Genomic DNA, 7,362 nt, shown 5'->3' with positions numbered 1-7,362 from the left:
AACCCGACCACCGGGGCCGAGCCGAACCTACGAACCCGACCACCGGGGCCGAGCCGAACCTGCCAACCCGACCACCGGGGCCGAGCCGAACCTGCCAACCCAGCCACCCCGGGAGGGGGTCCGGGGGCGAAGCCCGCCGGCTGGGGCGTGGGGGCTTGGCCCCCACAAAACACTGAGCTCGCCTCCCCGGCCCGCGCTTTCCGCGGGCACACCTCCCCCAGAGGCGAGCGGCGAGCGGCGACCGAACTCCGCATCGTCCGGGGGAACGGCGGAGTTCGGATCGCCTGCTAGCGGGCGCCTGCCGGTTGGCGGCGGGATGTCGCCTTCGCGGGTGCGTCTCGGGTGTGGCGTGTCGGTTGTTGTTGTGGGGCCAAGCCGCCTGCGACGAGGTGTTCGTAGGCGGCTCGCCAGACTGAGCACGGGGCCTTCTGCTGGCGCCAGCGGGTCGAGCAGACCGGGCAGTTGCCTCGGTCGTCCGGCTCGTGGGCGGCCAGCATGGAGCGCCAGCCTTCGGTCAGTCGTGGGAGTTCTGACCGCGCGACGGACAGCAGTGACGGGGCGTCTGCCCGGTTGGCCAGCTCGGTGAGCATGTCGAGGCGCTCCCACACGGCGCTGCGCAGGACCTGGCCGAGTATCTCGTCCACCTAAACGTCACCGTCACCTTTCCGCCTGCTCGGCGGCTTCGCGGAGCGCGACCCGCAGTTGGCCGAGTTGGCCCGCTGTCAGGACCGCGGTCTCTCCAGGGGGCCCGACCAGGACCACCTTGTTCTTCTCGACGAGCACGGTGAGGCACCGGTCGCGGTTGATCACGTCGCCGCAGCTGACGCGCCAGACTCGGCGCTCGCCGACGGAGCCGTGCAGGCCGTCGCGGAGGTCACGGAGATCACGGTGGTGCTCGTCGAGCCTGCGGGCGGGCTGGCCCGCCGCGGGGCTTGTGGTCGACCGGAGCAGTTCCACGTTCTCGGTTTCCCTCCGTGCTCGTACGCTTACAACGAACTACATTGATGCGTGAGGAACGAGATTGGAGTGTCACAGCGCCGATCGGCGTTCGTTTCACGTTAAGCGGTCGAGGAAGTTCGGTCGGGCCGATCAGGCTCGCCGATCCGCCCTTCTCGCTGCTCGTGAAGTGCGCTTACTCTGCGTTTGACGCCCAGCGGACTGTGAGGGGTCGGAATGAACTCGATCGGATCTCAGAGTTCTCCCATACCGTCGGACGCCTGGGAGGAAGCCGAGATGCGGGCCGCGCTCGCCGCGCGGGAGGTCAGTTCCGTGTATCGGCTGCTTCGTCGCACTGGTGTCTCGCAGCGCCAGATCGCGGCGATGACCGGCCAGTCGCAGTCCGAGGTGTCGGAGATCCTCAAGGGTCGTCAGGTGATGGCCTACGACGTGCTCGCCAGGATCGCCGACGGGCTGGGTGTCCCGAGGGGATACATGGGCCTCGCATATGACGAAGTCACCGCGGTTCGCGTCGCGGTGACGCGCGAGGCCTCGCGTTCTGAGGAGAGCGAAGAGGTGAAGCGTCGGGAGTTCCTGGCACACGCGGCCGCCGTCACGGTTGGCGCGAACGTGCTGGGCACCAACTCCGGGGCGTGGGTCTCCAATCCCGTCCAGACCCCCGCGCCCGGCCGGATCGGCATGACCGATGTGCGTCAGGTGGAAGCGGCGACGAGAGCCCTGCGATCGCTGGACTACCAGTACGGCGGCGGTTTCTGTCGCGACGCGGTGGTCGCGCAGCTGTCGTGGGGTCAGCAGATGCTCGGCGCGTCCGGCCCGGACCACGTCAAGCAGCGCCTGCACGTCGCGCTGGCCGACCTGCACAACCTGGCAGGCTGGACGTCGTTCGACATCGGCCTGACCGACTCGGCGCGCAACCACTTCGGCAAGGCGCTGGAACTGGCGAAAGCCGGTAAGAGCGAGCCGCTGGTCGCCAACATCCTGTACCGGATGGGGCGGGTCTACCTGCACAAAGAGTCCCCGGACGACGCGCTCAAGATGTTCCAGCTCGGCCAGATCGCCGCGCAGGAGTCCGGCTCTGAGCTGGCGGTCGCGGTCATCTGCGCGAACCAGGCCTGGGCGTACGCGCTGATGGGTCACAAGGAGCAGACGATGAAGCTCATCGGCCGCACCAGGGACGAGTTCGCGCGGGCCAACACCGAGGACGCAGAGGACTGGGTCAAGTTCTTCAACGAGACCGACGTCTACGCCATGATCGGCACGGTGCACACGGTGCTGGCGCAGACCTCCGACCCGACGCACACGAAGTTCGCGATCCCGGCGCTGTCGAAGGCCATCGACTCCTACGGTGAGGAGATGACCAGGAGCAAGGCGTTCAACCTCGGCGCCCTGGCCACGAACCACCTGCTCGAAGGCGACATCGACCACGGCGCCCGGATCGGCCGCGCCGCGGTCGACCTGGCCGAGAGCCTCAAGTCGAGCCGGGTCAAGGACCGGCTGCAGCCGCTGCTCGCCGAGGCGAACAAGCGTCGCAACAACCAGGACGCGCGTGATCTCGCGGACCAGATCACCAATCTGAGCGTGGCCTGACCGGAGTTTCCGGCTGGGCCGAAAGCAGGGCAGTGGGCACTGTTGGCCACGGATGGGCTGTTCACCAGGGAAAACCTGCGCGCCGCGCTGGCGGCCGTGTGCGCGGAGACCGGGTTGGACCATGCCGGGGCGAGCCTGCTGCGGTTCACCAACAACGCCGTCTTCCGGCTGGCGCACGACCCGGTGGTCGTGCGGATCGTGGGTTCGGTGTCGCTGCGGCACCGGGTGCGCAAGGTCGTCCGGGTCGCCCGGTGGTTCGCCGAGCAGGACGTCCCCGCGGTGCGGCTGGTCGAGGGCCTGGAGCAGCCCGTCTTCGTCGGCGACTACGCGGCGACCGTGTGGGAGGCCGTCCCCAAGATCGGCAGGCAGCCCAACGCCGGTGACCTGGCCAGGCTGTTGCGCAGGGTGCACTCGCTGCCACCGCCGGTGCTGCCGGAGTGGGACCCGCTCGACGACATCCGCCGCAGGCTCGGCGAGGCCGAGGGCCTCGACAGCGACGAGTTGCTGTTCCTGCGGGACCGCTGTGACGAGGTCGCGGCCCGGTTGACCAGCCTGGAGTACGCCTTGCCCCGCGGGTTCGTGCACGGCGACGCCCACCTGGGCAACGTCATCCCGGCGCCGGACGGCCCGGTCCTGTGCGACTTCGACTCAAGCTGCGTCGGCCCCCCGGAGTGGGACCTGACCCCGCTGGCGGTCGGCGTGAGCCGCTTCGGCGAGCCGACCGCGCGGTACCGCGAACTGGCGGTCGGCTACGGCTTCGACGTCACCCGATGGGCTGGCTTTCCGGTGTTGCGGGAAGTGCGGGAACTGAAACTCATCACGAGCGTGTTGCCGATCATGAACAGCAGCCCGGAAGTGCGCCCTGAGCTGCTCAGGCGGCTCCGGGATTTCCGTATCGGCGACACCACTGCCCGCTGGTCGCGTTACACCTGATCGCGCGTTGCCCCCGATGGGCGTATTTCGGGCGTAACAATGAGCGCACGGTGAACGAATTCACGGGCAACGGGGGACGGCCGGCCTTTCCGACCGGGTTCCGAACCACCGTCGGTATCGGTTCGACCCGAGGTGGTCAGATGGTCAGGTCGCTGCGCAGCATGGTCCGGGTCGGCGAGCGCGCCCAGCGCGCCTTGGCGTCGGCCGCGATGCTCGACGACGTGGTGGCCCACCAGCTCCCGCTGTTGGCGGCCTTGCCGGAGGAGAGCAGGCGCCGCTCGGCGGACTACCTGGCCGAGTTGGTCATGCTCGCGCAGTCATACCGGCACTACGCCCGCGGCTGGATCACCAAGCGTGAACTCGACCGCCGGGGCCGGACGGCGGTGACCCGGTTGGACCAACTCCGCCGCAGCAGGCCCCTGCCGGTGCAACTCACCGAGCAGGACTGACCATTCGGCGTTGGGCCGTTCGGTCGACGCTCCCCAGGCTCGGCTTGAGTCATCCACACCGCTGAACGCCGAGCGGCCCCGCCACGTCGGCGAACGCGCGTTATCCCCGGATTCCTGTGGATAACTCGCCGAAACTGTCCACAGTTGTGGACAACTCGTCCCATCACGGCCGGTCGAGGACCGGCCCCAACAGCGACGCCTGCCCCAGCTCGGTCACGTCGCCGCCGGTGACGCCGGTGATCTGGCGCAGCGCGACCGGGTCGACTTCCGGGCCCAGGGTGATGAAGTGAATGGGCAGGGGACGACGTGGGTCGGCCAGGGGCTGGAGCCGGTCCAGCAGTTGCTGTAGCGAGAGGGCGCTGCGCTGGTCCGTCCCGTCGGTTATGAGGATCACCCGGTTGGACCGGGTGACCGACCAGTCCTTCGTCGCTGACTGGTAGGCCGCGAGCACAGCGTCGTAGAGGCGACTGTTCCCGCTCGGCTGGAGCGAGTCGATCCGTCTGGACAAGTCTTGGTGGTTTTCGCCGAGGCGACCGAGCGGAACGAGAATCGAGGGGGTGTCCGAGAAGGTCCACACACCGAGTTCCGTGGTGCTGGGGAGGGTTCGCAGATCCGCTGTGAGGCGGGTCCGCACCCAGTCCAACTTGCGGGCGGTGTCGACGTACTTGTCCGCGGAAGGCATCTGGTGCGCCATGGACATGCTGGTGTCCAGGACCAGGGTGATGCGGTGGGGGAGCGCGGCGGCGGGGCCGATCACGGGCGGGCTCGCGCCTTCGCCCAGGGTCCAGTATGTGGTGGTCAGGATGGCGGCCAGCAGGGCGGACACCAGGGTCGGGAGCAGCTGCTTGCGCTTGCGGCGCGGGGTTGGGACGCGTTGGGCGGGCACGCCGTCGGTGATCGCGGCGAGGCCCGCGTCGATGGGCAGGTGGGCGTCGAGGTCGGCGACGAGGGCGGCGTGGGCGGCCGGGGCGGCGTCGGTGATCTCGCGCAGTCCTGTGGTCAGGTCGAGGTGGGCGGTCAGGTCGGCGACGAGCGCCTCGTGTCGGCGGCGGGTCATCGGAGATCGCCCCTGAGCGTCTTGTCCAGCGTTTGCCGGGCCTTGCGGAGGTTGGCCCGGACGTTGTCCCCGCTGATGTCCAGGATCTCGGCGATCTCCCGGGGGCGGTAGCCGTCGGCTGTCCAGGCCATCACCTGCCGTTGGCGCGGCGGTAGTTGGGCCAACGCCCGGCGGTAAGCCTGACTGGTCTCGCTGAAGAGGACTTCGCTTAGCGGCGAGTTGTCGTCTATCGGCGTGCGGTCGGGAATCTCGTTGGTGGGGAACTCGGTGCTGGCCAGGTGCTTCGCCCAGTTGCGCGAGACCACGGTCCGGATATACGTCTTCGGGTGGTCGATGCTGTCCCAACGGCGGTAGACCTCGATCATCGCCTCTTGCGTCAGGTCTTTCGCTGTCGACAGTTGGACGCCGAGGACCAGCAGGAACGCCACCACCCGGGGCGTCTGCTCGCGGTAGAACCCCTCGAAGCCGGGGTGATCGGGCACCGCGACCGGCCCCTTCCGCCGGGCGGTGACCGCTCGACCGATCATCTTGGCCGCCGTTGGTCGACGACCACCACGGTCCCGCGCCGCTCGTAGCGCACCAGGCCGCCGGGGGCGGCCTTGGTCAGGGCGCGCAGGGCCGTCAACCGGACCCGCTCTTGGGCGAGTCGGTCGCGGGCCAGGCCCCGCCAGATGAACGCTCCCTGGGTAAGGAACGTGACGAGCATCCCGCACACCGCGATCATGTCGGCCACCGCGCCCCCTCTCGCTCCGAAGATCCTTCGATCACTTAGAGGGGCGCGCAGCGCTAACCGTGAACCGGTGAGCGCGAACTGTCAGGACACGGGCGCCCGGGTGAGGACGACCGCGAAGCCGAAGGCCAGGCCCATCACGGCCAGTTCGAGGCCCGCCCAGCCCACCAGCGCCGTGCGCTTGTGGGCGACGATGCCCGGCATGAGCCGCCAGCGGATGTTCGCGCCGAGCCCGGCGAGCGCGACCAGGCACGCCGTCTTGAGCAGCAGCAGGATTCCGTAGCTGGTCGTGAACAGGCCGGCGACCAGGGAGAACGTCGGGCTCACCGCCAGTTCGACCAGTCCGTTGAACAAGCCCGTCGCGGTGACGACCGCCAGGCACACGGTGGCGAGCTTGGAGAACCGGGGCAGCGCGTGCGCGAGCAGGGTCCGGTTGGCCGCGAGCAGCACGACCAGGGCACCGAGGCCGCCTGTCCACGCGACGGCGCTCATCACGTGCAGTTCCATCGAAATCATCGTGAAGTCGTGCCACTGCCAGTTGGTCGCGTGTCCGGTGACCGGGAGCGGCAGCAGCGCGAACAGCGCGACCGCTGCCCGCAGTTCCGCGGGCACCGACTCGCCGACGCGCACCGCCCACAGCGACAGCCCGAAGCTGAGCAGCGCGAACACCGCGACGAACAGCAGCGCCTTGCCCGCGCCCACCGTGCCGACGTAGTCCACGACAGCGCCGGGCGAGACGTCTTCGCCGGGGTGCAGGTCGGCGGTGTGCAGGACCAGGGCCACCAGCGCGGTCACGGCCCACACCAGCGCGCTCGCCATCGCGACCCGGCGGGCGCCCGCCAGCACCGGCTCGGCGAGCTTGGGGCGGTCGAAGCCGATCACCAGCGGCAGCAGGCACAGCCCGACGGTGACCACGGCGGCCATGTCGAGCAGCACCCGCACGACCGGGAGGCCGACCCGGACCACCGCGGCGGGCTCCGGCAGCCCGGGGATCGGCTCGGTCGTGACGATGGCCAGGCCGACGAGCACGCCGACGACCGAGGACACGACCAGGACGGTCGCCAGGTGCAGCCGAGCCGCCGCGGTGGTCCGGGTCTCGCTCACGTCGCCGACCCCCCGACCCGCATGGCCAGCACGATGCCCGCGCCGAGCAGCGCGACCGCGCCCGCGATCCACACCCACACGGGCACACCGTCGCTGTCCTCGCCTGCCCCAGCGGCCGCTCCGGCGGCGGTTTCGGCCGCCGGGCCGGGGGTGCCGGTGCCCGCCTTGGTCAGCGTGAACTGGAGGTCGCCGCGCACGGGGTGCCCGTCGGCGGACACGATGCTGTAGCCGATCCGGTAGTCCCCGGCCGGGCCGAGGGGGCGGACCGGGACCGACACCGTGTTGCCGCGGACGGCGGCCTTGCCGTCCTGCCACTGGCCCACGCCGTCCGGGCCGACGACGACGACCGAGTTGAGCCGGTCGCCCGACTGCACCGGCTGGTCGAAGGTCAGCTCGACGGTGGTCGGGCCGGTCTCCAGGGACGCCCGGTCGGCCGGGTTGCTGGAGACGAGCTGGTTGTGCGCGGAAGCGGTGCCCGCGAGCCCGACGAGGGCGAACAGGGCCACCGCGAGCGCCGCTACCGCGCGGTTGAGAATCCGCACCGC

General features: G+C 70.0%; 10 protein-coding genes. 3 read left to right on the top strand and 7 right to left on the bottom strand.

The annotated features are described in order from the left end of the window. Window positions 1-287: 287 nt before the first annotated feature. Both BLS56_RS11200 and BLS56_RS11195 read right to left on the bottom strand, forming a co-directional pair. Window positions 288-644, bottom strand: coding sequence for a hypothetical protein (locus tag BLS56_RS11200; RefSeq protein ID WP_091449916.1), 357 nt, complete (start codon window positions 642-644; stop codon window positions 288-290). A gap of 13 nt (window positions 645-657) precedes the next feature. Further along, window positions 658-957 (bottom strand): hypothetical protein, encoded by a 300-nt coding sequence (locus BLS56_RS11195; RefSeq protein ID WP_228771553.1) that lies wholly within the window; start codon window positions 955-957, stop codon window positions 658-660. A gap of 216 nt (window positions 958-1,173) precedes the next feature. On the opposite strand from BLS56_RS11195, the gene BLS56_RS11190 reads away from it, so the two are divergent. From BLS56_RS11190 to BLS56_RS11180, 3 genes are all read left to right on the top strand, one after another. Then, complete coding sequence (locus BLS56_RS11190; RefSeq protein WP_091449915.1) at window positions 1,174-2,544, top strand: helix-turn-helix domain-containing protein; 1,371 nt, start codon at window positions 1,174-1,176, stop codon at window positions 2,542-2,544. A 42-nt stretch (window positions 2,545-2,586) separates the two neighbouring features. Then, window positions 2,587-3,477, top strand: coding sequence for a phosphotransferase enzyme family protein (locus BLS56_RS11185; protein WP_091449914.1), 891 nt, complete (start codon window positions 2,587-2,589; stop codon window positions 3,475-3,477). 140 nt (window positions 3,478-3,617) lie between these two features. Further along, window positions 3,618-3,926 (top strand): hypothetical protein, encoded by a 309-nt coding sequence (locus BLS56_RS11180; protein ID WP_091450067.1) that lies wholly within the window; start codon window positions 3,618-3,620, stop codon window positions 3,924-3,926. A gap of 163 nt (window positions 3,927-4,089) precedes the next feature. Here BLS56_RS11180 and BLS56_RS11175 read toward each other — a convergent pair whose 3' ends face one another. The 5 genes from BLS56_RS11175 to BLS56_RS11155 all read right to left on the bottom strand — a co-directional run bounded on the left by BLS56_RS11175 (window position 4,090) and on the right by BLS56_RS11155 (window position 7,359). After that, the gene (locus BLS56_RS11175) at window positions 4,090-4,983 is read right to left on the bottom strand and encodes a vWA domain-containing protein (protein WP_091449913.1); all 894 of its coding nucleotides are present in this window, start codon (window positions 4,981-4,983) and stop codon (window positions 4,090-4,092) included. After that, window positions 4,980-5,510 (bottom strand): RNA polymerase sigma factor, encoded by a 531-nt coding sequence (locus tag BLS56_RS11170; RefSeq protein WP_091449912.1) that lies wholly within the window; start codon window positions 5,508-5,510, stop codon window positions 4,980-4,982. Before BLS56_RS11170 ends, BLS56_RS11175 begins: the two co-directional genes overlap by 4 nt. Beyond that, window positions 5,507-5,716 (bottom strand): hypothetical protein, encoded by a 210-nt coding sequence (locus BLS56_RS11165; RefSeq protein ID WP_091449911.1) that lies wholly within the window; start codon window positions 5,714-5,716, stop codon window positions 5,507-5,509. Before BLS56_RS11165 ends, BLS56_RS11170 begins: the two co-directional genes overlap by 4 nt. Before the next feature lie 81 nt (window positions 5,717-5,797). Then, window positions 5,798-6,817, bottom strand: a complete 1,020-nt coding sequence (locus BLS56_RS11160) for a copper resistance D family protein (protein ID WP_091449910.1) — start codon at window positions 6,815-6,817, stop codon at window positions 5,798-5,800. Next, window positions 6,814-7,359 (bottom strand): copper resistance CopC family protein, encoded by a 546-nt coding sequence (locus BLS56_RS11155; RefSeq protein WP_228771551.1) that lies wholly within the window; start codon window positions 7,357-7,359, stop codon window positions 6,814-6,816. Before BLS56_RS11155 ends, BLS56_RS11160 begins: the two co-directional genes overlap by 4 nt. Between the last annotated feature and the right edge of the window lie 3 nt (window positions 7,360-7,362).

The sequence above is a fragment of the Actinokineospora iranica genome (assembly GCF_900101685.1).
GTDB lineage: Bacteria > Actinomycetota > Actinomycetes > Mycobacteriales > Pseudonocardiaceae > Actinokineospora > Actinokineospora iranica.
Note: the sequence above shows the minus strand (reverse complement) of the source record. Positions and strands in the feature narration are given on the sequence as shown.